Origin of the sequence: Streptomyces sp. NPDC048018 (genome assembly GCF_043202995.1) — a bacterium.
In the GTDB taxonomy this organism is placed as follows: domain Bacteria; phylum Actinomycetota; class Actinomycetes; order Streptomycetales; family Streptomycetaceae; genus Streptomyces.
In genome coordinates, this window is record NZ_JBIDBK010000001.1 from 711,985 (window position 1) to 734,126 (window position 22,142).

General features: G+C 73.0%; 21 protein-coding genes. 13 read left to right on the forward strand and 8 right to left on the reverse strand.

From position 1 onward, the window contains the following. Nucleotides 1-36 precede the first annotated feature (36 nt). Nucleotides 37-2,376: a collagenase gene (locus ACGF1Z_RS03245; RefSeq protein ID WP_392999327.1), complete on the reverse strand. Its 2,340-nt coding sequence runs from the start codon at nt 2,374-2,376 to the stop codon at nt 37-39. A gap of 348 nt (nt 2,377-2,724) precedes the next feature. On the opposite strand from ACGF1Z_RS03245, the gene ACGF1Z_RS03250 reads away from it, so the two are divergent. Continuing rightward, nucleotides 2,725-3,318 carry a TetR/AcrR family transcriptional regulator gene (locus ACGF1Z_RS03250; protein WP_392999329.1) on the forward strand — a complete coding sequence of 198 codons (594 nt, stop codon included), beginning with the start codon at nt 2,725-2,727 and terminating at the stop codon, nt 3,316-3,318. A gap of 143 nt (nt 3,319-3,461) precedes the next feature. Next, nucleotides 3,462-5,531 carry a discoidin domain-containing protein gene (locus tag ACGF1Z_RS03255; RefSeq protein WP_392999331.1) on the forward strand — a complete coding sequence of 690 codons (2,070 nt, stop codon included), beginning with the start codon at nt 3,462-3,464 and terminating at the stop codon, nt 5,529-5,531. A gap of 110 nt (nt 5,532-5,641) precedes the next feature. Here ACGF1Z_RS03255 and ACGF1Z_RS03260 read toward each other — a convergent pair whose 3' ends face one another. Beyond that, nucleotides 5,642-6,934 carry a YncE family protein gene (locus tag ACGF1Z_RS03260; protein WP_392999333.1) on the reverse strand — a complete coding sequence of 431 codons (1,293 nt, stop codon included), beginning with the start codon at nt 6,932-6,934 and terminating at the stop codon, nt 5,642-5,644. A 277-nt stretch (nt 6,935-7,211) separates the two neighbouring features. Here ACGF1Z_RS03260 and ACGF1Z_RS03265 point away from each other — a divergent pair, with 277 nt between their 5' ends. Both ACGF1Z_RS03265 and ACGF1Z_RS03270 read left to right on the forward strand, forming a co-directional pair. Beyond that, nucleotides 7,212-8,360, forward strand: a complete 1,149-nt coding sequence (locus ACGF1Z_RS03265; protein WP_392999335.1) for a sensor histidine kinase — start codon at nt 7,212-7,214, stop codon at nt 8,358-8,360. Then, on the forward strand, nt 8,348-9,019 hold the full coding sequence (locus ACGF1Z_RS03270) for a response regulator (protein ID WP_392999337.1): 672 nt from the start codon (nt 8,348-8,350) through the stop codon (nt 9,017-9,019). Before ACGF1Z_RS03265 ends, ACGF1Z_RS03270 begins: the two co-directional genes overlap by 13 nt. A gap of 271 nt (nt 9,020-9,290) precedes the next feature. On the opposite strand, the gene ACGF1Z_RS03275 is transcribed toward ACGF1Z_RS03270, so the two are convergent. Beyond that, nucleotides 9,291-10,043 carry an HNH endonuclease family protein gene (locus tag ACGF1Z_RS03275; RefSeq protein ID WP_392999339.1) on the reverse strand — a complete coding sequence of 251 codons (753 nt, stop codon included), beginning with the start codon at nt 10,041-10,043 and terminating at the stop codon, nt 9,291-9,293. A 107-nt stretch (nt 10,044-10,150) separates the two neighbouring features. Next, nucleotides 10,151-11,497, reverse strand: coding sequence for a hypothetical protein (locus tag ACGF1Z_RS03280; protein WP_392999341.1), 1,347 nt, complete (start codon nt 11,495-11,497; stop codon nt 10,151-10,153). A 228-nt stretch (nt 11,498-11,725) separates the two neighbouring features. On the opposite strand from ACGF1Z_RS03280, the gene ACGF1Z_RS03285 reads away from it, so the two are divergent. From ACGF1Z_RS03285 to ACGF1Z_RS03295, 3 genes are all read left to right on the forward strand, one after another. Further along, nucleotides 11,726-12,211: a cation:proton antiporter regulatory subunit gene (locus ACGF1Z_RS03285; protein WP_392999343.1), complete on the forward strand. Its 486-nt coding sequence runs from the start codon at nt 11,726-11,728 to the stop codon at nt 12,209-12,211. 3 nt (nt 12,212-12,214) lie between these two features. Further along, nucleotides 12,215-13,492 (forward strand): cation:proton antiporter, encoded by a 1,278-nt coding sequence (locus ACGF1Z_RS03290; RefSeq protein WP_392999345.1) that lies wholly within the window; start codon nt 12,215-12,217, stop codon nt 13,490-13,492. A gap of 183 nt (nt 13,493-13,675) precedes the next feature. Then, nucleotides 13,676-14,278 (forward strand): isochorismatase family protein, encoded by a 603-nt coding sequence (locus ACGF1Z_RS03295; RefSeq protein ID WP_392999347.1) that lies wholly within the window; start codon nt 13,676-13,678, stop codon nt 14,276-14,278. A 38-nt stretch (nt 14,279-14,316) separates the two neighbouring features. Here ACGF1Z_RS03295 and lexA read toward each other — a convergent pair whose 3' ends face one another. Beyond that, nucleotides 14,317-15,018, reverse strand: a complete 702-nt coding sequence (gene lexA, locus ACGF1Z_RS03300; protein ID WP_392999349.1) for a transcriptional repressor LexA — start codon at nt 15,016-15,018, stop codon at nt 14,317-14,319. A gap of 146 nt (nt 15,019-15,164) precedes the next feature. Between lexA and ACGF1Z_RS03305 the strand changes: the two genes are divergently transcribed. Continuing rightward, complete coding sequence (locus tag ACGF1Z_RS03305) at nt 15,165-16,121, forward strand: hypothetical protein (protein ID WP_392999351.1); 957 nt, start codon at nt 15,165-15,167, stop codon at nt 16,119-16,121. 22 nt (nt 16,122-16,143) lie between these two features. On the opposite strand, the gene ACGF1Z_RS03310 is transcribed toward ACGF1Z_RS03305, so the two are convergent. Further along, the gene (locus tag ACGF1Z_RS03310) at nt 16,144-16,764 is read right to left on the reverse strand and encodes an L-threonylcarbamoyladenylate synthase (protein WP_392999353.1); all 621 of its coding nucleotides are present in this window, start codon (nt 16,762-16,764) and stop codon (nt 16,144-16,146) included. Nucleotides 16,765-16,951: 187 nt separating this feature from the next. Between ACGF1Z_RS03310 and ACGF1Z_RS03315 the strand changes: the two genes are divergently transcribed. Genes ACGF1Z_RS03315 through ACGF1Z_RS03325 form a run of 3 tightly spaced genes read left to right on the forward strand, consistent with a single transcriptional unit; the run spans nt 16,952 to nt 18,599 of the window. Continuing rightward, nucleotides 16,952-17,212 (forward strand): hypothetical protein, encoded by a 261-nt coding sequence (locus ACGF1Z_RS03315; protein WP_392999355.1) that lies wholly within the window; start codon nt 16,952-16,954, stop codon nt 17,210-17,212. A 23-nt stretch (nt 17,213-17,235) separates the two neighbouring features. Continuing rightward, nucleotides 17,236-17,397, forward strand: coding sequence for a hypothetical protein (locus ACGF1Z_RS03320; RefSeq protein WP_392999357.1), 162 nt, complete (start codon nt 17,236-17,238; stop codon nt 17,395-17,397). Next, on the forward strand, nt 17,394-18,599 hold the full coding sequence (locus ACGF1Z_RS03325) for a Glu/Leu/Phe/Val dehydrogenase dimerization domain-containing protein (protein ID WP_392999359.1): 1,206 nt from the start codon (nt 17,394-17,396) through the stop codon (nt 18,597-18,599). The genes ACGF1Z_RS03320 and ACGF1Z_RS03325 overlap by 4 nt, the downstream gene beginning before the upstream one ends. 350 nt (nt 18,600-18,949) lie before the next feature. Here the strand turns inward: ACGF1Z_RS03325 and ACGF1Z_RS03330 are convergent, their stop codons facing one another. Then, the gene (locus tag ACGF1Z_RS03330; protein ID WP_392999361.1) at nt 18,950-19,786 is read right to left on the reverse strand and encodes an alpha/beta hydrolase; all 837 of its coding nucleotides are present in this window, start codon (nt 19,784-19,786) and stop codon (nt 18,950-18,952) included. A 280-nt stretch (nt 19,787-20,066) separates the two neighbouring features. Here ACGF1Z_RS03330 and ACGF1Z_RS03335 point away from each other — a divergent pair, with 280 nt between their 5' ends. Both ACGF1Z_RS03335 and ACGF1Z_RS03340 read left to right on the forward strand, forming a co-directional pair. Beyond that, entirely contained in the window at nt 20,067-20,687 is a 621-nt protein-coding gene (locus ACGF1Z_RS03335) for a TetR/AcrR family transcriptional regulator (RefSeq protein WP_392999363.1), read from the forward strand. A 277-nt stretch (nt 20,688-20,964) separates the two neighbouring features. Beyond that, nucleotides 20,965-21,573 (forward strand): hypothetical protein, encoded by a 609-nt coding sequence (locus ACGF1Z_RS03340; protein WP_392999365.1) that lies wholly within the window; start codon nt 20,965-20,967, stop codon nt 21,571-21,573. A 152-nt stretch (nt 21,574-21,725) separates the two neighbouring features. Here ACGF1Z_RS03340 and ACGF1Z_RS03345 read toward each other — a convergent pair whose 3' ends face one another. After that, nucleotides 21,726-21,989 (reverse strand): hypothetical protein, encoded by a 264-nt coding sequence (locus ACGF1Z_RS03345; protein WP_392999367.1) that lies wholly within the window; start codon nt 21,987-21,989, stop codon nt 21,726-21,728. Nucleotides 21,990-22,142: the final 153 nt, after the last annotated feature.

The following is a 22,142-nucleotide window of genomic DNA, read 5'->3' on the forward strand; positions in this document are numbered from 1 at the left end:
CCGGGCACGCGTCAACTGGGCCCGAGGGCCGCCGGATCAGCTGCGGAGCGGGCCTTCGCAGCGGTAGCCCGACGTGCCGGCGGTCCGGGTGGACCAGATCTCCACCGGCCCGAAGGAGCAGTTCATGTCGGCGAGGTTGGTGGAGGCCGCACCCGCCCGGTCGAGGATGAAGTAGTCGACCGTCTCCGACATGTCCTTGAACACCTGGTCCGCGCTGGCGGCGTCGGACAGGTTGGCGGTGATGCGGCCGGTGCACACGAAGCGCTTCTTGCCGGGGTCGCCGTTCTCCACGCAGTCCGGGTTGCTGTAGGTCGCCGAGGCGAAGGCCGAGCGCACCTGCGCGGCCGTCGTGTCGCGGAGCCGGTCGTTGGGCGTGAAGGTGGTGTTCGGGACGTAGAGCCGGTCCACCTGGGCGATCTGGGCGTCCAGGAAGCGGTCGTAGGCGGCCTGGAGTGCCGGGTCCGCGCCGAGCCGGTCGCGCCAGGCGTCGTAGCCGGCCACGTCGTCCGCGCGCAGCCGGCCGTACATCTCGCGGAGCAGGCTCGGGCGCTCGGTCCACAGGAACTCGAAGAAGGTGCCCGCGTAGTTGTAGAAGCGGAAGCCGTCGCCGTCGTACGTCGCGTGCAGGAGCTGGCGCACGCTCATGCGGGGGCCGCCGCCGGCCGTGTCGTTGATGACGCCGCGGACCAGGGACTTGCGCACGGCGATGCCGTTGTCCCGGGTGGCGCCGTCGAAGAACTCGGCGGTGCCCTCGTCCATGGCGGTGGTGCGGTCGCCCTGGTACCAGGGGCCCTCGCCGAAGAATCCGGGGACGGCGAAGCGGCCGTTGAGGTAGTGGGTGTACTCGTGCCGGAAGAGCTCTTCCAGGGTCAGGCTGGAGTCCTGGGGGACGCGTCGCTGGTACGTGTAGAAGGTGGCGCCGTTCTCGATGTAGATGCCGCCGTTGTTGGTCGAGTACCCGGTCAGGATCGGGTGGTAGTTCTCGTAGTCGGCGCGCGAGGCGTAGAGGACGATGTTGAGGGTGGTGTTGGGGTCGCCCGCGAGCGGCTGGTCGGTGCCGAGCACCCGGTGGTACTGCGCCTTGACCTGCTTGCTCGCGTAGTAGAGCTGGTCGACGGTGGCCCGGTCGAGGGCCGTGCGGACCTTGATGCCGCCGTTGTCGTAGCTATACGTGTAGGGGAAGAGCCGCTTCTCGATGTCGGCCTTGCACACGCCGTACGGAGCGCAGGCGTCGTAGAAGTTGAGCCAGGTGACGAGCTTGGCCCACTGCTCGCTGCCGTAGCCGAAGCCGGACTCCACCTGGCCGAGGAGGGCGCCGAGGTCGGCGACGACGCCGTCCCGGAGGCCGGCTATCTGCCCGAAGCGGCCGTACTCGGAGAGGGCGTCACGGGCCACCCACGCGTTGGCGGTGCCCTTGAGGTGGGTGTGTCCGGCGAAGGCCTTGAAGGCGGCGCGGTACGCCGGGTCGGCCTTGGCCGCGGCGTGGAAGGCGGCGTCCTGGTTGCCGGGGTAGACGCCCAGGTAGTTCACGGACAGGGCGGCGAGCGCGGCGCCGGCCCAGGTGGGGTCCAGGTTGGTGGCGGTGTGCTGGGCGTCCATGGTGGCGAGCACCTTGACGATCAGGCCGAGCTGGTGCTGGCGCAGCCCGGGGGCGCTGCCGATGTAGAGGGCCTCGCGCAGGGTGCGGGCGTTGGAGGCGGTGGCGTCGAAGGTGCGGGCGGCGCCGCCGAAGTCGGCGATGGCCCGGCGGATCGCGTCGACGGTGGGGGCGTCGGTGATGTCGATCTCGGAGCGGGAGAAGTCGTGGTAGGCGACCGCGTGGAGGTAGGTGAACATCTCCTCCAGGTGGGAGGAGTTACGGCCGTCGTGCGTGCCGGCCAGGGCGGAGACGCGGCGCGCGACGGCCTGGACGTGGGCGTCGGACATGACCGGCGCGAGGCGGGCGTCCCAGGTCCAGACGAGGGTGCGCAGACAGCCGTCGGAGGTGACGGCGGGGTCGGCGAGGAAGTCGGCGAACTGCTCGGGCGAGAGGCCCGTGATGCCGTCGAGGGTGCAGGGGACGCCGGCCGCCAGGGCGGGAGCGGCGGCGACGGCCTCGCGCTTCCCGGGCGTCGCCTTGGCGGGGCCGGGGACGCGGGCCTGGGCGAGTCCGCCCGGGGCGGGCGCCGGACCGGCCTTGGCCGGGCGGGCGTTGCCGATGTGCTGGACCTCGTCGAAGGGGTTCGCGGCGGGGCCGGGGGGCGCGAACGAGGCCGGCAGCGCCGGCTTCGCCACGGGCTGCGCCGCCTGGGTCACGGCCTGTCCGGCGGAGGCGACGAGGGCCACCGCGACCGCGGTGGCGAGAAGGGAGGTACGCACGATTCTGCGCTGGGACACCTGGGCTCCTGGTGGGAAGTAGTGGGGGATGCGCGGCGAACTCCCTTGGCTCACAAGGCAGTTGACGATCGTGGTGCACCGCCGCGTGAGCAGTAAAATAGTAATGTGAAATTGCACTGGCAAGGTCTGTGCAGCCATCAGTTCACCGCCGGGCTACCGGGAGGCCCGCTCGGTGTGCCCTCAGCGGAGGCATCGGGCCTGGTGGGGCGGCGACGGGGCGGCGACCGGAAGCCCTCGGTCCACGAGAAGTGCGTCGGGGGGCGGCGGCGTTTCCGGGGCGGGCGGGAGCGGTGGCGGACGTTGTCGCAGGCGGGGCGGTTACCCTGTGGCCCGACGCGAGGAGGAAGCATGGCGCGGATGCCGTCGGCCGAACGACGCCGGCAGCTGGTCGAGGCGGCGGTCCTGGTCATGGCCAGGGACGGGGTGGCGCGGACCACGACCCGGTCGATCTGCGCCGAGGCCGGGGTGTCGCTGAGCGTCTTCCACTACTGCTTCGACTCCAAGCAGGCCCTTCTGGAGGCCGCGATCGGCTCGATCACGGGCAACTACGTGGCCCGGGTGATGTCCGCGGTCGAGCCGAGGGCGACGCTGCGCGAGACCGTGCGCGGTGCGCTCGGCACGTACTGGGACCACGTGAAGGCCCACCCGGCCGAGCACATGCTGACCTACGAGCTCACCCAGTACGCGCTGCGCGAGGAGGGCTTCGAGCATCTCGCCCGGGCGCAGTACGAGCAGTACGTGGCGTCGGCGGCGGTCCTCGTCGAGCAGGTCTGTGCGCTGCGGGAGGTGACGCCCGAGGTGCCGGTGCAGCTGCTCGCGCGGGTGCTCGCGGCGACCATCGACGGGCTCACCCTGCAGTATCTGGTGCTGGGCGACGAGCGGGCCGCGGCGGACCTGCTCGACACGACCGCCGACCACCTCGTCGCGCTCATCGAAGGCTGAACATCGTCAACAGGTCATTTGACCCGGACTCTTGACTCGCTGGTGGTTCCTCGCGATCCTCTGGCCGAGCCCACTGTTACCGCAAGAAACACCCAGGACGGCTCGCAGCCCGGCATCCCCCATGACCGAAGGCATCGCTGACCATGAATCGACCAACAACGCGCGGGGCGGGCGGCCGGTTCGCCGTCGTGTCCCTGTTCATCGCCCTGGCCACCGTCGTCTTCGGCGCGGGCCCGGTGCCCGCCGCCGACGCCGGCTCCTGGTGGGAGCCGACCGCCCGGCCGGCGCCCGACTCGCAGATCAACGTCACGGGCGCCCCCTTCAAGGGGACGACCGCCGACGGCAAGGTGCGCGGCTTCGTCGACGCGCACAACCACCTCATGTCCAACGAGGGGTTCGGCGGCCGCATGATCTGCGGCCAGACCTTCTCCGAGGGCGGAGCCCCCGAGGCCCTCAAGGACTGCCCGGAGCACTACCCGGACGGCTCGGGCGCCCTCTTCGAGCACCTCACGGGCGGTGACAACGGCAAGCACGACCCGGTGGGCTGGCCCACCTTCAAGGACTGGCCCGCCAACAACTCCCTCAGCCACCAGCAGAACTACTACGCGTGGGTCGAGCGGGCGTGGCGCGGCGGTCAGCGGGTGCTCGTCAACGACCTGGTCACCAACGGCCTGATCTGCTCGATCCTGCCGCGCGACCGCGGCTGCGACGAGATGGACGCCATCCGTCTGGAGGCCCGCAAGTCCTACGAGCTGCAGGACTACGTGGACCGCATGTACGGCGGCCCGGGCAAGGGCTGGTTCCGCATCGTCACCGACTCGGCGCAGGCCCGTTCGGTGATCGAGCAGGGCAAGCTCGCGGTGGTGCTCGGGGTCGAGACCTCGGAGCCGTTCGGCTGCAAGATGATCCTCGACGTCGCCCAGTGCAACCAGGCGGACATCGACAAGGGCCTCGACGAGCTGCACGCGCTCGGCGTGCGCAGCATGTTCCTCTGCCACAAGTTCGACAACGCGCTGTGCGGCGTCCGCTTCGACAGCGGCACCACGGGTGTCGCGGTGAACGTGGGCCAGTTCCTCTCCACGGGCACCTTCTGGGCCACCGAGAAGTGCGCCGGCCCGCAGCACGACAACCCGATCGGTCTGGCCACCGTCCTGCCCGCGATGACGGAGAAGCTGCCGCCGGGCGTGAGCGTGCCCTCGTACGCCTCCGACGCCCGCTGCAACACCCGCGGCCTGACCCGGCTGGGTGAGTACGCCCTGAAGGGCATGATGCAGCGGGGCATGATGCTGGAGCTCGACCACATGAGCGTGAAGGCGGCCGGCCGCGCCCTCGACATCCTGGAGGCCGAGGAGTACCCGGGCGTCATCTCCAGCCACAGCTGGATGGACCTGGACTGGACCGAGCGGGTCTACCGGCTCGGCGGCTTCGTCGCCGAGTACATGCACAACGCCCAGGGCTTCATCGGCGAGGCCGCCCAGAAGGCCGAGCTGCGCAGGAAGTACGGCGTCGGCCTCGGTTACGGCACCGACATGAACGGCGTGGGCGGCTGGCCCGGCCCGGTCGGGCCGGACGCCCCGAACGCCGTGAAGTACCCGTTCAGGAGCTTCGACGGAGGCTCGGTGCTCGACCGCCAGGTCACGGGTCAGCGCACCTGGGACCTCAACACGGACGGCGCCGCGCACAACGGTCTCGTGCCCGACTGGATCGAGCAGATCCGGCTCACCCCCGGCGGCCCGGGCGTCGTCGGCGAGCTGGCGAACGGCGCGGAGTCGTACCTGGGCACCTGGCGGTCCACGGAGAAGCACGAGATGGGCGTCAACGTCGCCGCGGGGCAGCCGACTTCGGCCAGCACCTCGGAGTGGTGGAACCCGTTCGTGAACTACTCCCCCGGCCGCGCCCTCGACGGGGACACCGGCACCCGCTGGGCCAGCGAGTGGTCGGACGACCAGTGGTGGCAGGTCGACCTGGGCTCGGTGCGCCGGGTGGGCCGGGTGACCCTCGACTGGGAGCAGGCCTACGGGCGGGCGTACCGGATCGAGCTGTCGGACGACGGCGGCACCTGGCGCACCGCGTGGTCCACGGACTCCGGGAACGGCGGCTACGACACGGCGGAGTTCCCCTCGCAGTCCGCCCGCTACGTGCGGATCCACGGCGTACAGCGGGCCACCGGATGGGGGTACTCGCTCTACGAGGTGAAGGTGACCAGGTCCTGACGCCCGCCCGGGCGGCGCCCGGGACGCGCCGCACCTGCCGCACCACATGACGGGGGGCCTGCCGGATCACACCCGGCAGGCCCCTTCGCCGTGTCACGGCAGGCGGGAGGTCAACGGGCCGTCGGCCCGGTCCAGTCGGCGGGGACGTGGGCGAGCCGGACGCGCTGGGGGTGGTCGCCGACGCCGACGGTGGCGACCCGCCGCCCGGTGGCGAAGTCGATGGCGGTGACCCGGTCGGCGCCGCTCTCGGAGATGACACAGGACCGGCCGTCCCCGCTGACCGTCGCCCAGTAGGGCTTGTCCGCCTCGACCAGCGGGCCCTCCTGGAGGGTGGCGCGGTCGACGACGGTGACGTAGTCGTCCATGGTGCCGGCCACGCACAGTCTGGTGCCGTCGGGGCTCATCGAAAGGCCGTGATGGCGCGAGTCGTTGACCCAGGTGGTGCGGTCGGGGTTCGTCGCCGGGTTGCCGGGGAGGGCCTTGAGACGGGTGATCCGGTCGGTGGCGAGGTCGTACTCGAGGAAGCCGTTGAGGAAGGAGACCTGGAAGTAGAGCTTCTTCTCGTCGGGGGTGAAGACGAGCGGCCGCACGGCGTCGGAGAGGTCGCCGCGGCCGAAGGCGTCGAGGCGTTCGCGCATGTCGATGACGCGGACGGTCCTGAAGGTGGTGGCGTCGACCACGGTGATCTTCCGGTCGCCCTTGGTCCAGTCGAGCCAGGGGGCGTCGAGGGCGGTGGTGACCTCGCCGATGGACATGTTCCAGAGCAGCCCGTCGGAGGTGAAGACGTTCTCGTGGGGCTTGTCGCCGGTCTTGAAGGAGCCCAGCTGCCGGCCGGACACGATGTCGAGGACGTGCACCGTGTTCGCGGTCGAGGCCGAGACGGCGACACGGGTGCCGTCGGGCGAGACGGCCATGTGGTCGGAGCGGTAACCGGCCACGGGGAAGCGCCAGTTGATCTTCCCGGTGCGCAGGTCGAGGGAGACGACGTCGGCGAAGCTGGGCCGGGAGACGACCATGGCGGAGCCGTCGGGGGTGGCGTACATGTCGTCGACGAACTGGTCGTGCCCCTCGCCCGGCCCGCTGCGCACGCCGAGGAAGAAGGCCAGCCTGACGGGGTCGAGGTAGATCTCCCGCATCCGCTCCTCGCGGTCGGGGATCACGTTCACCCGCCCGATGCGCGCGAAGTCGCCCCGGGAGGCGATGACCTCGGCGGTGCCGTCCCAGTTGTTCCCGACGAACATGACCTCGCGCAGACCGCCGGCGTCGGCCGCGGCCGGCGCCGCGACTCCGCCGCCGAGGGCGGCGAGGACGGCGAGTGCGGCGGCGAGGGATCCGCCGGCGCGCCCGCGGACACGTGCGCGGCGGGCTCCGGGATGGGGCCGTGACAGGCGGGGAGAGGGCATGGGGGTTTCCTTCTTCCGGCTCCGGACGTGGACTTACCCGAGGTAACCATGGACCTGCCACGCCCAACAAGCCTTCGGCGGCACCCTGTTACCCTTCGGTACGGACCCCCCGCACATCTCCCGCACACCTCCTTCACTCCACCGGCGAATCGGCTGGTAGAGGCCCTGACGACGGCTCCCCGCCCGGGCAGAATGCGGGGCGACGGGGACAGTCGTGACACGGCGGAAGAAAGGCGCGGTCTTGCCGGTGCGGTCCTTACTCTCATGGCGCTCGAACGTGTGGAGGCGAACGGGCGGAGCGGGCTCCGCGCTCCAGCGCGCCCGGTCCTTCATGATCCTCACCACCCTGCTCTACCGGGCGAGCCATCTGACGGTCGGCGTCCTCGCCGTCGCCCAGCGCCCCCACGCCCACCCCCTGCAGTACCTGGGGATCGCGGCGGCGGTGGGCCTGAGCGCCCTGGTCTACGGCACGTCGCTGCGCCGCGGCTGGTTCGACCCGCGGCAGGTCTGGGCGGACGTCCTCGTCGTCGGCTGCGCGCTGCCCTTCGTCCTGTACGCGTGGGGCGGGGTGCGGGAGACGCCGGCGATCGGCTGGGCGATGCTCCTCGGCGGCTCGGCGAGCGGCGCCGCGGCCATCGCCCTCCCCCGCTACCAGGCCCTGGCCGCGGTCGCCGCCCTCGCCGTGACCCACCTGCTCGGGTACCACCTGGTGGGTGCGAGCCGGGCGGTCCTCGGCGGACACCTCAACTCCGTGCTGTCCTCCGCCGTCATGACGTCGATCATGTGGTGGTACCTGCGCCGCCAGGGCCGCCTCCTGGACGAGGCCAACTCCCGCGCGCTGGCCGCCGAGGCGCAGAAGGCCCGCTACGCCGAACGGCTCGACCACCACCGGGCCCTGCACGACACCGTCCTCGCCACCCTCACCACCCTCGCGGGCGGCGGCGTCGACGCCAACGCCCCCGAGGTGCGGGAGCGTTGCGCCCGGGAGGCCGCCTATCTGCGCCGGCTGATCCAGCAGACCGCCGACGAGGTCCGGCGCCCCGGGATGGGCGCCGCACTGGAGGAGGCGGTGAGCTCGGTGGAGGCCCTGCGGCTGCGGGTCACCGCGCAGTACCACGACCTGCCCGCCGTGCCGCCGGAGGTCGCCGCCGCGTTCGCCGACGCCGCGCGCGAGGCCCTGAACAACGTACGCCGGCACGCGGGCACCGGGCACGCCTATCTCACCGCGACCGGGGCCGGTGACGGGAACGGCGGGGCCGTGGTCACCGTGGTCGACCGCGGCCCCGGCTTCGACCTCGACGCCTACGTGCCCGGCTTCGGTCTGCGGGGCTCGGTGCACGCCCGGATGACGGAGATCGGCGGCCGGGCCGTGGTCGACACCGCGCCCGGTGAGGGCGTACGGGTGGAGCTGAGATGGCCCGGCTGATCACGGTGGCCGTCGTCGACGACGACCGGATGCTCCTGGACGGGATGCGGGCCTGGCTGGGCGGGGTGCCGGAACTGCGCCTGACGGCGACGGCCGCCACGGTCGACGAGCTGCTCGCCTCCCGGCCGGCCACCGAACTCCCCCACGGCGACGCCGGGTACGAGGCGCCGGACGTGGTCCTGCTCGACCTGGTCCTGCGCGACGGGTCCGCGCCCGCCGACAACATCCGGCGCCTGCTCGACGCCGGCAGCCGAGTCCTGGTGATCAGCACGGTCCCCGACCGCCACCGGATCATCGACGCGGTGCGGGCCGGGGCGGACGGCTATCTGACGAAGGACAACGACCTCCCGACACTGGTCGCCGCCGTCAAGGACGTCGCCGCCGGCCTCGGCGCCCACTCCCCCGAGCTCGCCTTCGCCTGCGCGCACGACGACGGGCCCGCCGCGCCGCGGCTCTCGCCGCGCGAACGGCAGGTCCTGCTCGACTACGCCTCCGGGCTCACCCTCAAGTCCACGGCCCGGCGGGCGGGCATCACGGTGCACACCGCGAAGGACTACCTGGACCGGGTCAAGGCCAAGTACCGGCAGGCCGGCCGGCCCGCGTACACGAAGATCGACCTCGCCGTGCGGGTCCGCGAGGACAGTCTGGACGGGGGCTGACCGGTGGGGGGCCGCAAGCCCCCCAAACGGACGGCTCCAGGGGGCACACCGCCGGTCGCTATCGTCGTTCACGGCGCCGCGGTCACACCCCCGTAGCCGCGGCGCCCACCGTCTCTCACCGGCACGGCCCATGGTCCTCCCGTCGGGGGGCGGGAGGAACTCCCGGGCCCGGGTGAGGGAACCGAGCTGCTCTCTATCGGGGGAGGAGGGGCGGCACGCGGGGTACGGGGGTCTCCACCGTGCCGCCCCTCCGCGCAACCGCCCGCGCGGATCAGCCGCCGCAGGTGTCCAGCATGCGCACGAGCTCGGCCTTCTCCGCGAACGTCACCGAGAGGCCGTACGTCGACTTCACCGAGGTCCAGGCGCGCGCGTAGGTGCACCAGTACGTCCGGGACGGCGGCCGCCACTCGTCGGGGCCCTGGTCGCCCTTGGAACGGTTGGTCACGGCCGAGACCGCCAGCAGCTGGGGGTGGGTCAGGTCGTTGGCGAAGGCCTTGCGCCTCTCCTGCGTCCAGCCGTCCGCCCCCGAGCGCCACGCGTTGGCGAGCGGCACCATGTGGTCGATGTCCAGACCGGACGCCTTCGTGACGGTCCTGCCGTCGTAGACGCTGACCCAGGTGCCGGACACCGCCCGGCACTCGCCGTCCCGGCGGACGTCCTCACCGTCGCGTTCGAGGACGGCCTCACGGGTGTTGCAGTTCTCGCCCTGCTCGGTCCAGTGCGGGAACCGGTCACGGCTGTAGCCGCTCATCGGCCGCGGGGGTGCCACCCTGAGCCCGGCGAGCTGGGTGCGGGCCAGGGAGGCGCCCGGCAGACCGGGCAGCGTGCCGCCGGCGTCCGCCGGGCCGCCCGGCGCACCGCCGGTCCGGGAGGGCGCGGCCGAGGACGCCGGGGGCCGCCCCTCGCCGTCGGGACCGGCCGGGCCCGCGCCCGCTCCGCCCAGGCCGGAACAGCCCGTGACGGCGAGCAGCACCGCCGTCGCCGCCACCAAGCCCGCTATGTCTCCGTACGCCTGACGCCCCATGAACCGAATCGTTCCCTCTGCTCGCCACCCCTACGCGCGGCAGCGTACCGCCCGGGGTATGCCGCGCGGGGCATCGGGGCGGTCCCCGGGACGGGCCGGGCACCGCGTCAGGCGGGGTACTTCACGTCCGCCGTGTAGGTGGGCCCCGCGAGGCAGTCCCGCATCTCGTGCCGCGGTGCGACACCCGTCCAGCGCAGGAAGCCGCTCGTGCCCGTCGGCGCGTTCATGTCGATGAAGCGACAGCCGTCGTAGAGCACCTTGCCCGAGGTGGTCGGCGCGGTCCCGGTCTCCACCCTGTGCGAGCCCATCAGCGCGCAGTCGACGTAGCGGACCATCGGGCCGCTGTTGCCGCCGGCGTTGAAGGCGTACTGGTGCGGCACCGCGTCCGATGCCCAGCTCTGGAAGTGCTGGGCGGTGTCGTCGCAGGACACGAAGGTGATGTTGCCCCTCGTCCAGCGGGAGTCGATCACCTTGTGGCTCTTGCTCTGCACCTCGAAGCGGATGCCCTGGACGTACAGGCGCAGCACCGAGTCGAACCGGGTGGAGGCGTCGGACGTCAGCTGGAAGAAGGTGCCGGGCCTGCTCGCGTCGGTGAGGATGTAGGAGCCTCCGATGAAGTTCATGGAGCCGCCGCGGACGTTCTTCACGAACACCCCGGACTTGAACTCCACCTTGCAGTCGCGGAACCAGTAGTTGAGGAACTGGTCCTGCTGGGTGGCGGCCGTGTTCATCCCCATGACGAGGAACGCCTCGGAGTAGGTGCCGCCGATCTGGCAGTGGTCCCAGCCCATCTCGCTGTTGAGGTCGGACTGCGGCACCTGCTGCGCCGGCGGCGGCGGGGAGTCGAGGGGGCCGTCGAGGCCGATGCCCCGCTTCCAGTCGCCCCGCCACTCCACGTCGGTGTACCAGGTGTCCTGGGCACCGTAGCCGCCGTCCTCCGAGTAGGAGTAACAGAAGCTGGAGGTGGGGTTGTTGCTGGTGAACGTGAGTCCGGAGATCCGGATGTTCTTGTAGCGGCGGTAGTTGGTCCACAGCGTGGTGTCGTTGGCCGTGGGCGCGTACACGATCCGGGACGTGCGCTTGCCGTAGCCGGTGATCGCGATGCCGTCGACGACACCTCCGCCGCCGCGTCCGTCGACGTTGGGCAGGAGCGAATCGGGCTCCGTCAGCAGGTAGTTGCCCGGCGGGATCAGCAGGACCTTCTTCAGGATCGTGCCGGAGATCGGGTTCTTCTGCCAGTTGGCGGCCGACAGCAGCTCGGCGGCGGCCGCGCGGAACGCCGCGTCGCTCGGAGTCGCCCCGGTCGGATCGGCGTTGTGGCTCATGACGTTGACCACGTACGGATCGCCGCCGGCCCCCGCCGCGTACGCCGTGCCCCCGCCGGTCACCAGCGCGCCCGCGGCGACGCCGGCTCCGGCCGTGGCCACGCCGCGTATGACGGAACGGCGGTCCATGCGTCCGGTCATCACTTACCCCCATGTCGTGATCTTGAAAAGGACAGCACATACGACCACGCCGGTGTCGGGGGCGCAAGATCCCGGACAGGTGCCGAGTTGTCCGGATCCGTTCGGCCTGCCCCCGCAATCCGCCCATTTGTTGCCTGGGTAAAGTAATTACCAAGACGCCTGCCCGGCAGGACGTCTCCGTTCCGCATGCCCACCCCCGCCCCGAGGAGTCCGCCCATGCCCGCCGCGCGCATGAGCCGTACGCCGCTGCCCGGAATCGGCGTCCGCTACGACCTGACGACCCGTGAGGACCGCCGGCTCTCCGTCGTCGCGAGTCGCGACGGGAGCCGGGTGCTGAGCGCCTACCGCCGTGAAGATCCCGATGAATGCTCCCTGTCGGTACGGCTGACCGCCGGGGAGTCCGAGGCCCTGATCGACGCCCTCATGCCCTCCCACCACAGCCCGAGCCTGCTCTCCACGACCGACCTCGGCCTGGTCGCCGAGCGGATCGCGCTCTCCGCCACGTCCCACTGGAACGGGCGCCACCTCGGCGAGACCCGGATGCGGACCGAGACCGGCGTCTCGATCGTGGCCGTGCTGCGCCGCGCCGACGCCATCCCCTCCCCCGGCCCCGACTTCCGCCTCGCCGGGGGCGACACGCTCATCGTCATCGGCACCCGCGAAGGGGTCGACGCCGCCGCCGTGATCCTCGAAAGGGAGTGATCCATGCACTCGTCCGCCCTCTTCCTCATCGAGTTCGGTGCGATCATCCTCGGCCTGGGGCTCCTGGGCCGTATCGCCGGACGGCTGAAGTTCTCCCCCATCCCGCTCTACCTCCTCGCCGGGCTCGCCTTCGGCGAGGGCGGACTCCTCCCGCTCGGCGCGAGCGAGGAGTTCGTCGCGATCGGCGCCGAGATCGGCGTCATCCTGCTGCTGCTCATGCTGGGCCTCGAGTACACGGCGACCGACCTGGTCACCAATCTCCGGACGCAGTACCCCGCCGGGCTCGTGGACGCCGCGCTCAACGCCCTTCCTGGCGCGGCCATGGCCCTGCTGCTCGGCTGGGGTCCGGTCGCCGCCGTCGTCCTCGCGGGCGTCACCTGGATCTCCTCGTCCGGCGTCATCGCCAAGGTGCTCGGCGACCTCGGGCGCCTCGGCAACCGCGAGACCCCCGTGATCCTGAGCATCCTCGTCCTCGAGGACCTGGCCATGGCCGTCTATCTGCCGATCGTCACCGCCCTCCTCGCCGGCGTCGGGCTCGCCGCGGGCAGCGTCACCCTGGCCATCGCCCTCGGCGTCGCCGGTCTCGTGCTCTTCCTCGCGGTCCGCTACGGACGCCTGATCTCCCGCTTCGTCTCCAGCGACGACCCGGAGAAGCTGCTCCTCGTGGTCCTCGGCCTGACCCTCCTGGTGGCGGGCCTCGCCCAGCAGCTCCAGGTGTCCGCCGCGGTCGGCGCCTTCCTGGTCGGCATCGCCCTGTCCGGCGAGGTCGCCGAGGGCGCGCACAACCTGCTCAGCCCGCTGCGGGACCTGTTCGCCGCCGTGTTCTTCGTCTTCTTCGGGCTGCACACCGACCCCGCGAGCATCCCGCCGGTACTGCTCCCGGCGCTCGTGCTCGCCACCGTGACGGCCGGCACGAAGATCGCGACGGGCTACTGGGCGGCGCGCCGCGCCGGCATCTCGCGCAAGGGCCGCTGGCGCGCGGGCGGCACACTCGTGGCGCGCGGCGAGTTCTCCATCGTCATCGCGGGACTGGCGGTCACCGCCGGCATCGAGCCGTCCCTGGGCCCCCTGGCCACCGCGTACGTACTCATCCTGGTCGTCGTCGGCCCGCTCACCGCCCGCTACACCGAGCCCCTCGCGGGCCTGCTGACCGGCCTGTCGGCCCGTCGCCGCCCCGGCGCGGAGGACGCGTTCGCGGAGGGCGGGCCGGGGCGGCAGCCTGCGGGAGACCCCGGGGACCGGCTTCCCGATCCCGTCGGGGAGCGTGCGCCCGGCCACTGAGCCCGGTCCGGCCCCCTGGACGCACGGCGGTGATGTCCGGATCTGCAACTCGTACGTCATTGCCGCCATCCCGGGGCGGTTCGTAGCGTGGAAGCACGGGCGGTGAGTTTGCGCGGGCGATGCCCGCGCGGGCTCCCGCCGTGCCCGACCCGCATCCGGACCACCCCCTGGGAGGGGACAGTCATGCCTGCCACCACGCCTTCGGCCACCCTGCGCGACGTCATCGGCCTCGACCGCACGCCGGCCTCGCTCGCGGACGCCACGCTGATCCTGATCGACTACCAGAACACCTACACCCGGGGCGTGATGGAGCTGACCGGCTGGGAGGCCGCCCTGGACGCGGCGGCGGAGCTGCTCGCCCGGGCCCGGGCCGCCGGCACCGAGGTCGTCCACGTCGTCAACGACGGCGGCGAGGGCGGACCGTACGACATCCGCGCCGAGATCGGGCGGATCCACCCGCGGGTGGCGCCCGTGGCAGGCGAGCGCGTCGTCGTGAAGACGGCGCCGGACGCGTTCGTCGGCACCGAGCTCGGCGAGCACCTCGACGCCGCCGGGCACAGGGACGTGGTGATCGCCGGCTTCATGACCCACATGTGCGTCGCGTTCACGGCGGCCGGCGCGTTCCTGCGCGGCGACCGTCCCACGGTCGTCGCCGACGCCTGCGCGACCCGCCCGCTCGCCACCGTCGGCGCCGAGCTCTCCGCCGAGCAGCTGCACCGCGGGGCGCTCGCGACCATCGGCGACCTCTACGGCGTGGTCGTGCCCGACGCGGACGCGCTGGGCTGACGGCCCGCCGGCGGCGGGCGCCGGCGCGCTCCGCGGGGTCAGAGGCGCCGGAGCACCGACACGACCTTGCCGAGGATGACCGCTTCGTCGCCGGGGATCGGCTCGTACGAGGGGTTGGCCGGCTTCAGCCACACGTGCGGGCCGTCGTGGGCGAGGCGCTTGACCGTGGCCTCGCCGTCCAGCATGGCCGCGACGATGTCACCGTCGTCCGCCGTGTCCTGCGCGCGGACGACCACCAGGTCGCCGTCCTCGATGTGGGCGTCCCGCATCGAGTCGCCGACGACGGTCACGGCGAACAGCCGCCCGGCGCCGACGACCTGGGCGGGCAGGACGAGATTGTCCTCGACCAGCTCCTCGGCGGTGATGGGCACGCCCGCCGCGATCCGTCCGACGAGGGGCACCACGACGGCCTGCCGCTCACCGAGGATCTCGGCCTGGCTCCTGACACCGCGCTCGGCGCCTTCGGCCCCGGCCTCGGGGCGGCCGTCGGCGAGCACGTAGGCACGGGGGCGCTGGGGGTCCTGCCGGAGGACGCCCTTCTTCTCCAGGGCCCGGATCTGGTGCGAGACGCTGGACGTGCTGAGGAGGCCGGCCGCGGCCGCGATCTCCCGCATCGAGGGCGGGAACCCGTGCTGACGGGTGTGGGAGCGGATGATGTCCAGGATCTGCTGCTGCCGCTGGGTCAGCCCGTCCTCGTTGGTCCGGGTGCCCGGCGGGCGGCCGGCACGGTTCCTGCTCATGGTCGGCCTCCGTTTCTTCCGCTTCGTACGGTTCGTTCGGCTTCGTTCGTCCAGTGCGCCTCAGGGGGCACATTAACCCGGCCCGCCGACATCGCAGCAGGTCGGGTATGCGTCAGGGTGTCGGCAGCGGCTGATAGCAATGCACCGTGATCAGCACCGAAGACCTGACCGTGGCCGCCCGCACCCTCTCGGCGGCGGCCCCGGACCTCCACCGGCCCGGGGCGTCCCTGCCCGAACTCGCCGCCCGGCTCGGGCTTCCGACCGAGGTCCACAGCGATCCGGCGGCGCTCGTCGTGCCGCTGAGCCGGCCGGACGCGGACCCGCTCGCGCAGGCGGTGGAGTTCCGCCGGGTGGCCGACGTGCTGCGGGCGGCGCTGGGCGAGGCGGCCTTCCTCGGCGCGCACGGTCACACCCGTCCGCCCGGACGCCGGGCCGATCCCCGCTGGGGCAGGCCCTTCCTCCGCTGGCGCCACGGCGCCACCACCCTGGAGCTGCGCGCTGGCGCCGCCGGCCCGGAGCTGGTCCTGGAGCCGAGCGCGACGTGGGAGACCTGGTACCAGAGCGCGGGCACCGGATTCCTGGGGACCCGGGAGGACTCCGGCCTCTCCGTCGACGAGCCGCGGCACGAGGGCCCGGGAGACTGGGACGACCTGCACCTCACCCTGGCGGCGTTCCTGCGCACCCTCCCGGCGGAGACGCGGGCGCTCGGCATCAGCCACTCCCTCCCCCTGTACGGGCGGATCGCCGGCGCCGGCGCCCCGATGCTCTTCTGCGTCGACTCCGGCACGCGGCTCCACCTGGACTACACCGCGTACCTGGTCGCCGATGCGGCCCGCGGCGAACACGCGGCGGCCCTGGGGTGGACCTCCCGGGAATCGCTCCCGCCGGACCACCTCGACGGGCGCCCCGCCGGCGAGGCCCCGTGGCGCGTGGACGCGGGCGGCCCCGGCGAGGTCGACCCCGGCGCCCTGGCGGACCTCCTGGTCCGCACGGCCCGGGCCGCCGGCGTCGCCCGCGCGACCGACCTGATCCTCGGCGGCGAGGCCGGGTACCGTCACCCGTACCGCTTCGCCTTCCCGAGCCTGTCGCTGCCGGTCGGCTGACCGGCACACGCCGGGCGCCCGGTCACTCGAAGCGCGCGGGGTCGCCGGCCCCGCGCCGGACGATCTCCGCCTCGCCGCTGGAGAAGTCGACGACGGTGGTCGGCTCCGTGCCGCAGTCGCCGGAGTCCACGACGGCGTCGAGGACGTGGTCGAGCCGCTCCTTGATCTCCCAGCCCTGGGTCAGCGGCTCGGCCTCGTCGGGAAGCAGCAGGGTGCTGGAGACGAGGGGCTCGCCCAGCTGGGCGAGCAGGGCCCGGGTCACGGCGTGGTCCGGGATCCGCACCCCGACGGTCTTCTTCTTGGGGTGCATGAGGCGGCGCGGCACCTCTTTGGTGGCGGGAAGGATGAAGGTGTAGCTGCCCGGGGTCGCCGCCTTGACGGCGCGGAACACGTCGTTGTCGACGTGGACGAACTGGCCCAGCTGCGCGAAGTTCTCGCAGACCAGCGTGAAGTGGTGCCGGTCGTCGAGGCGCCGGATGGACCGGATCCGCTCCAGTCCGTCGTGGTTGCCGATCCGGCAGCCCAGCGCGAAGCAGGAGTCCGTGGGGTACGCGATGAGGGCGTCGGCCCGGAGGCTGTCGACCACGGTGCCGATGGTGCGCGGCTGCGGCGACTGCGGGTGGACGTCGAAGTACTTGGCCATTTTCCGACCCTACGGGAACCGCGCCGATGCCGTGGGCCGCGGCGTGCACACCACCGCCCGGCGGCGTGGCCCCGATCCCTTGACAGCGCGGCCCGGCGGCGTGGCCCCGGGCCTTTGACAGCGCCGTCCGCTTTGCCGATACTGACTGACGGTTCAGTCAGTATCCTGTGTCGCGCCAGGAGGCACCGTGCCCGACCTCCCCACCGGGCCGATCCCGTTCACCGCCCGGCGGCGCACCGCCGTCGCGCTCGGCCGGGCAGTCACCCACGACGAGATCCGCCTCCGGGCGCGGACCGTGGACGAGTTCCTCGACGCCGGTCCGCCGGTGACGGCACAGGCCGCCACGGCCGATCCGACGGCGTCGCGGACGGCCGCGTTCCGGACCTGGGCCGCGCTGCGGTCCCCGGCGCCCGGGGCTGCCCGCACGCCCACCACGGCCGGGCGGTGATCCGCGCGGAGAGGGCCGCGCCCGTGCACACCCCCAGGGCCGTCGACCGGCCCGGACTGGCCCGCGCCTACGGTGGGCACGGTGTCGAGGTCCGCCCGCCGGCCGAGCTCGCCGCCGCTCTGCCCGAAGCACCCGTCACCCCCGGACCCGCCATCGTCACCGTCCCCGAGGAGCCGCCGAGATGACGACATCCGAGACCGCCGGAACCACCGCCGCCCCGCTCGTCTCGCTCACGTGGACGGACCACGTCACCGGCCGCCGGGGTCATCTGGTGATCGACCGGCTGGTGCGCGGCGTGTCCAGCGGCGGGCTGCGGATGCGCGCGGGCTGCACCCTCGACGAGGTCGCCGGGCTCGCCCGCGGGATGACGATGAAGGAGGCCCTGCACTACGACCCTCGGGCCCGGTACGTGCCGCTCGGCGGCGCCAAGGGCGGCATCGACTGCGACCCCCGCGCCCCCGAGGCGTACGGCGTGCTGGTGCGCTATCTGCGTGCGATGCGCCCGTACATCGAACGGTTCTGGACCACCGGCGAGGACCTGGGGCTCTCCCAGGACCTCGTCGACCGGGCGGCCGAGGAGGCCGGTCTGGTCTCCTCGATCCAGGCCGTCTACCCGCTGCTCGACGACGAGGTCACGGCCCGCCGCCGACTCGCGGACGCGTTCGCCGTGGAGGTGGACGGCATCGGCCTCGACGAGCTGGCGGGCGGTTGCGGGGTCGCCGAGTCCGTCCTGACCTGGCTCGACCGGGCCGGTGTCCCGCACGCGGGGACACGGGTGGCGATCCAGGGCTTCGGCACCATGGGCGGGGCGACCGCACGGTTTCTGGCCCGGGCCGGGCTGAGGGTCGTCGCCGTCGCCGACGTGAAGGGGACGATCGCCCGTCCGGAGGGCCTGGACGTCGAGGCCCTGCTCACCGCCCGCGACTCCTACGGCACGGTGGACCGGTCCGCGCTGCGGCCGGGCGACGCCGAACTGCCGGGCGACGCCTGGCTGAGCGTCCCCGCCGACGTCCTGGTCCCGGCGGCCGTCTCGTACGCGATCGACGCCGCCAACCAGGCTTCCGTCACGGCCCGCTGGATCGTCGAGGCGGCCAACATGCCGGTGCTGCCCGAGGCGGAGGAGCTCCTCGCGGCCCGCGGGATCACCGTCCTGCCGGACGTCGTCGTCAACTCCGCGACGAACGCCTGGTGGTGGTGGACCCTGTTCGGTGACATCGGCGCCGACCCGGACGAGGCCTTCGCCCACATCCGGCGCTCCATGCGCGCCCTCGTCGAACAGGTCCTCACCCGGGCGGAGCTGGACGGGACGACGCCGCGCGTCGCGGCGCACGCGGTCGTCGCCGACCGGCTGCCGGTGCTGGCCGAGCGCTTCGGCTGGTACGCATGAGCCGTGACGCCCTCCCCGGCCCGTGACCGGTCGCGGCCGGCGCCACCTCTCCGTCGGGCCTACGAGACTGGCCCACCGGGCCGGACGGGGGCGCCGCGGGGGCGGATGGGCTGCCGACCGGACGGGGCTGCCGGGGAGGACGGGGCTGCCGGGGAGGACGGGGCCGCAGGGGAGGACGGGGCCGCAGGGGAGGACGGGGCCGCCCGCCGGACGGGGCCGCCGGACTGCCGGGCCGGCTTCCGGCGCCCTGGACGGGCGCACCCGGGCACGGTCCACCGGCCGCCGGCCGGGCGCCGTCCTGGGGCCGTGCGGTGAACCCCTACAGGCGGGGAAACGTGAGCCGGGAGCGGTCAGGCGGCGTCGAGCTCTCCCGGGGTGGGTGCGAGCGCCCAGTCGAGCGCGAGGTCGGCGACGGCCTCCCAGCCGGGTTCGCCGCAGGTGTAGTGGCTGCGGCCGTCGAACAGCTTGTACGCGGTGACGGCCTTCGAGTGCTTCGCGTTCCTCTCGTAGTTCTCGCGCTGGACGGAGGGCGGGAGGATCTGGTCGTTGCCGCCGGAGATGAACAGCAGGGGCGCGCGGTCGGAGTTGGCGAAGTCGTAGGCCGTCGCCGCGTTCGGGGTGAAGTTCGCGAATCCGCCCTGGAAGAGCATGCGGCCCGAGACCGGGACGGCATAGCGGTCGTACACGGCCTTCGCCTCCTCCGCGTCGAGGTTGTTCGTGAAGGCGTAGTGGAAGTCCTTCTCGGTGACCGGCACGGCGCGGTTCCTGTTGGCCGGGTTGTGCAGCACCGGGAAGGTGGCCTTGATCTCGCTCAGCGGCAGGGACCGGACGCCCTTCACGGCCGCGCCGTCGATGGACACCCCGGCCGCGCCGTAGCGGGCGTCGAGGAGGAGCTGGACGAAGGCTCCACCGAACGAGTGCCCCATGATGACCGGCTTCGTGTCGAGCGAGCCGACGACCTCCGCAAGATGCTCGAAGACCTCGCGCACGCCCAGGCCCGCGAGCGGGGACGGGTCCCTGCGGAGCGCCTCGACCCCGGCGGTGCCCGGCTCGATGCCCGGGTAGCCGGGGGTGATCACCTTCAGCCCGCGCTGCTCGTAGCGGGTGACCCAGTGTTGCCACGACAGCGGAGTCATCCAGAGGCCGTGGATGAGCACGACGGTGTCCGTGACTGCTTCTCGTTTCATGCGCCCGATCCGAATCGCGAAGGTGCGGCGGCCCGCGTGGGGGTCCGCCGGCACGGCCCTCGGACTGCCACGTCGAGAGGCAGTCGGCCGGCGGTGCCACCGGCGCCGTCCACGCTAAGCGGACGAGGGGGAGGACGCCGTGATCGAACCGCCGCCGCCCTGCCTCCCGGTCTCACCGGGAGCGGCATGGGTGACACGTCTGCTGACGTCACGCTCAGCCGGTGTCCGGGGCGGAAAAGACGGCCATACGGGGGTGTCAGGGGCTGTGTAGGGTGCGGGGGTGGCCAGAGTCCGGTTGAGCGTGGAGGAGCGGCGCGCGGAGATCCTGCGCGTCGCCGTCGAGCAGATCGAGGCCCGGGGTGTGAGCAACGTGCGCATCGCGGACGTCGCCTCGGTGCTCGGTGTCAGCAGCTCCCTGGTGCTCTACCACTTCTCCACCAAGGAACTCCTCGTCGCCGAGGCCTTCGCGCACGCCGCAGAGGCCGATCTCGCCCAGCTGCGCGCGATCCTGGACAAGCCCCGCACCAGCGCCACCCGGCGCCTGCGCTCGGCGGTCCGCTGGTACGCGCCGACCGGCCAGGCCAAGGGCTGGCGCCTGTGGATCGAGGGCTGGGCGGCCGCGCTGCGCGAACCCGCGCTGCGCGAGCTCACCCACGGCCTCGACCGGCAGTGGAAGGCCGCCATGACCGAGGTCGTCGCGGAGGGGGTGGCGGCCGGCGAGTTCGTGTGCGAGCACCCCGCCGACGCGGCCTGGCGGCTCACCGCCCTGCTCGACGGACTGGCCGTGCAGAGCACGTCGTACCAGGGGTCGCTCAGCCGCACGACGATGCTGGACTGGGTCGACGACGCACTCGTTCGCGAACTGGGCATCGACCACGAGGCGTTGAAGTCCGCCCGCTGAGGCCGGCCCGGCGCCCGCCCCCGTCGCACCCGCGGCTCCCCGCGACGCGCCGCCGGTACGCCCCCACCCCGTCGCCTCGCCCGTGCCGCCGCGCGACCCGGCTCCGCCGCGGGCACACGTCGGCGCCCCGGACTCGCGGCGTGCCCTTCCACGCCTCGGGGCCCCACGGTTCGGTGCGCTGAGGGGCCGTCGGGCGCCGGACGGCCCTCGCCCCGGCTCCGCCCGACCTGAGCCCCCGTCCCGCGCGCGTCCGTACAGTGGGGACGGGGAGGTGGCCATGAGCGAGGAGATCGAGGGCGCCGCCGAGGGGTTCGCGCGGGCGGTCGAGAGGCTGCGGGCGGAGCTGCGCGCCGTCGCGGACGCCGTCGCTCCCGGCCGGGAGCCGCGCTCCGAGGAGCGCACCGACGACCGCTACGACGTGAGCGGCATGATGGGCAAGCGCTTCGCCATGTCCCTGCTCCTGCCGGAGGTCCCGTACGAGACCGCCGCACCGGTGGCCGCCGAGACGCTCCGCGCGGCGGGCTGGCGCACCGAGCCGGGCGAGAGCTTCGGCGGGCACCCGTTCGTGAAGGCCACGCGCCCGGCAGGCGAGCGCGCGCTGTTCGAGGCGAGCGTCCGTGCCACGGGCACCACGCTGCGGATCTCGGGCATGACCCCCGTCGTCTGGATCCACGCCCGGTGGATCCGCCCGCCCCGGGCGGCCACCCCGGAGACGCTGCGGCCGGGCCACCGGCTGTGCGGCATGTGCGAGGGCTGGGGCTCGTGCCGGACCTGCGAGGGCCTCGGCTTCCTCGACAGCCGGCAGTGCCCCGAGTGCGGGCTGGGCATGGACTGCCCGGACTGCCGCGGCACCGGCCAGGAGCCCGCCCCGGGCCCGGCCTCCTGACCCCGGCTCCGGGACCCGGCGAGCACGGCGGGCCCGTCACAGCCGCGCCCGCGCGCACCCGGGCGTCGCACCCCCGGTCCGGTCGCGGTCCAGTCCGGCCCCTCCGGTCCGCCCCGCTCCGGTCCGGACGCTCCGGTTCGTGATTCGCCGCCCTAGCGTCCCGTGACGCGGATCCGGAGCTCATACGGGGCTCCGTTGCTGATGGCCTCGGCCTGGTCGGCGAGGTCGGCCGCGGTGAAGCCCAGCAGCGCCCGCTCCGCCGCGGCGCGCAGCAGGGGCACGATCGTCGCGGCCGGCCGGCCGCGGTGGGAGGCCGCCAGTTCGGCGAAGGCCTGCTGATAGGGGTGCCCGTACGCGCTCGCGGTGTCCGCGAGCAGGCGGTCGAGGTGCCGCCGGTCCACGCTGATCTCACCCATGACCGCTCCTTACGCCGAGGGGCCGGGCGACTCCCGGGCCCCGTACTGCCGACGTTACGAGGGGGGTCTGACAACGCCCCGCAGCTCTGCGACCGAAACGGATCGATCAAGGGCGATTACCGACAGTTATATTTCTTTGTTTTTCCTGTGCAC